The 2,532-nt window shown below is 55.6% G+C and carries 2 protein-coding genes and 1 tRNA gene; all 3 read right to left on the minus strand.

Annotated elements, in window-relative coordinates:
* Positions 1 to 1,304: trigger factor (gene tig, locus WBM93_RS07555; RefSeq protein ID WP_424430341.1), on the minus strand; the 1,304-nt coding region annotated here is incomplete at its 3' end.
* 56 nt (positions 1,305 to 1,360) lie between these two features.
* A tRNA-Leu gene (locus tag WBM93_RS07560) sits at positions 1,361 to 1,445 on the minus strand.
* A gap of 90 nt (positions 1,446 to 1,535) precedes the next feature.
* On the minus strand, positions 1,536 to 2,532 hold a 997-nt coding region (gatB, locus tag WBM93_RS07565; protein WP_424430344.1), incomplete at its 5' end, for an Asp-tRNA(Asn)/Glu-tRNA(Gln) amidotransferase subunit GatB.

The raw sequence follows: 2,532 nt of genomic DNA on the forward strand, positions 1-2,532 counted from the left end.
AGTTCTTCGCGCGTGACTTTGCGGTCGGTTACTTCCGCCTTGTCAAACAGGAAATCGACGACCTTGTCTTCGTACATCGGTGCACGAAGCTGGGCTGCGGCCATTTGATCCTGCTGGATATACTGCATGAACCGGTCGCGGTCTTCCGGACGATATTGCTGGGCTGCCTGCTGAATCAGCATCGACATTTCCTGCTGGCTGACCTCGACGCCATTTTTCTGGCCGATTTCTGAAAGCAGCAGTCCGAGACGAACACGGCGCACCGCGATATCGCGATACTCGTCCTTTTCGTCTTCCATTTCCTTGCGAGCGGCTTTGGAATCTTCTTCCTGCTCGGCTTCCTGCTCGAGTTGCTGCCAGATCTGGCTGAACTCGGCTTCGACCATGCTAGGTGGCACTTCAAAATCATGATTGGCAGCGAGCTGGTCGAGCAGCTTGCGCTTCATATGGGTCCGGGTCAGGCCGTTAAGCTCCTGCTCGATCTGTCCCTTGAGCAGTTCGGTCAACTGGTCAATGCCTTCGAGGCCCATGGATTTGGCCATATCGTCGTCGGCCTTGGCGACCTTCGGTTTCTGCACTTCGCCGATGACCACATCGAACGTGGCATCTTTGCCCTTCAGGTTTTCGACATTATAGTCTTTCGGGAATGTTACTTTGACGAGCACTTCGTCATTGGCTTTCTTGCCGACCAGCTGGTCTTCGAAGCCGGGGATCAAACGACCGGAGCCCAGCTCGATCGCCATGCCTTCGCCCTTACCACCGTCAAACGGCACGCCGTCGACCTTGCCCTCGAAATCGATCAGACACTGGTCTCCGACTTGCGCCTTGTAGGATTTGGCTGCGGTTTCAAATTGCTTCTGGCTCTCGGCAAATTTTTGCAGGGCTTCATCGACGGTTTTCTTGTCCGCTTCGACTTGCAGACGTTCCAGTTTCAAACCATCGACTTCCGGCGTAGGAACATCCGGCAGGATTTCCATATCCAGTTTGACGTTGGCGTCCTTGCCGGGTTCATAGCTCTCGTCGAGGTTTACATTGGGCTGCATCGCAGGACGGAGTTTGTTGTCCGTCATCACTTTCTCGATGCTTTCCTGGATCGTGCTGGAAAGTGCGTCCTGCATCAGGGCATCATTGTGCATCTTGCGGACAAGATTGGCCGGTACCTTGCCTTTGCGGAAGCCGGGCATATTCACCTGCGGTGCCATTTTCTGCACTTCGGCATCGACCCGCGATTCGATATCCTTCGCGGTGATCTTGATTTCATAGGCCCGTTTCAGACCTTCGTTCAGCGTTTCAACAATCTGCATGACTATCCTTTGTGGCCTTGATATTCGGTGTTTTTCGATAGACTTTGCGACTAACTTGGTGCGGGCGAAGGGACTCGAACCCCCACACCCGAAGATACCAGAACCTAAATCTGGCGCGTCTACCAATTCCGCCACGCCCGCCCAGCTAGTTCGTCAAAACTCTATCGAAGATCGATTGACCCGCGCGCCTAGCGGAAAGGCGTGCTGAGGGCAAGTGGGGTTTGCTATGATTTAACCCAGGCTCTTCTTCAACAATTCATTCACCACCTGCGGATTGGCTTTGCCCTGCATCGCTTTCATCGTCTGGCCGACAAAGAAACCGAACAGCTTGTCCTTGCCGCCACGATAGTCTGCGACTTTGTCTTCATTGGCCGCCATAACTTCGGCGATGACTTTCTCTATCGCCCCGGTGTCGGATTCCTGAACCAGCCCCTGTTCCTCTACGATTTTTGCTGCGCCTTCGCCGGTTTCGAGCATGATCTCGAACACCTGCTTGGCGATCTTGCCGGAAATCGTGCCGTCGGCAATCAGGCCGAGCAGTTCAGCGGCCTGCGCTGGCGAAACCGGGCTATTGTCGATATCGAGGCCCAGACGGTTGAGCGCGCCGAAAAGCTCTGATGTCACCCAGTTGGCGGCGCTGCTGGCGATTTCTTCCGGCTTGTCGGTGGTTTCGAGCAATTGTTCGAACCACAAAGCCGTCTCATGCTCTGCCGTCAGCACCGCGGCATTATAGGCGCTCAGGCCGAGAACATTCTTGTACCGGGCGCGTTTTTCGTCGGGCAGTTCCGGCAGGCTGGCCTTACAATCGAAGATGAAATCATCTTCCAGTTCCAGCGGCAGCAGGTCGGGATCGGGAAAATAGCGGTAGTCATGTGCATCTTCCTTCGATCGCATCGACCGTGTTTCATTCTTGTCGGGATCGAACAGCCGGGTTTCCTGGACGACAGTGCCGCCATCCTCGATCAGATCGACCTGGCGCTGGGCCTCAAATTCGATCACCGCCTGGATGAAGCGCATCGAGTTGACATTCTTGGTCTCGGTCCGGGTACCGAGTTCGCCGCCGGGTTTGCGGACGCTGACATTGACATCGGCGCGCATCGAGCCCTGCTCCATATTGCCGTCGCAGCTGCCGACATAGCGCAGGATCGAACGGAGCTTGCGGACATAGGCCGCCGCTTCCTTGGGCGAGGTCATGTCGGGCTTGGACACGATTTCCATCAGCGCTACG

Source organism: Parasphingorhabdus sp., assembly GCF_049667325.1.
Taxonomy (GTDB): Bacteria; Pseudomonadota; Alphaproteobacteria; order Sphingomonadales; family Sphingomonadaceae; genus Parasphingorhabdus.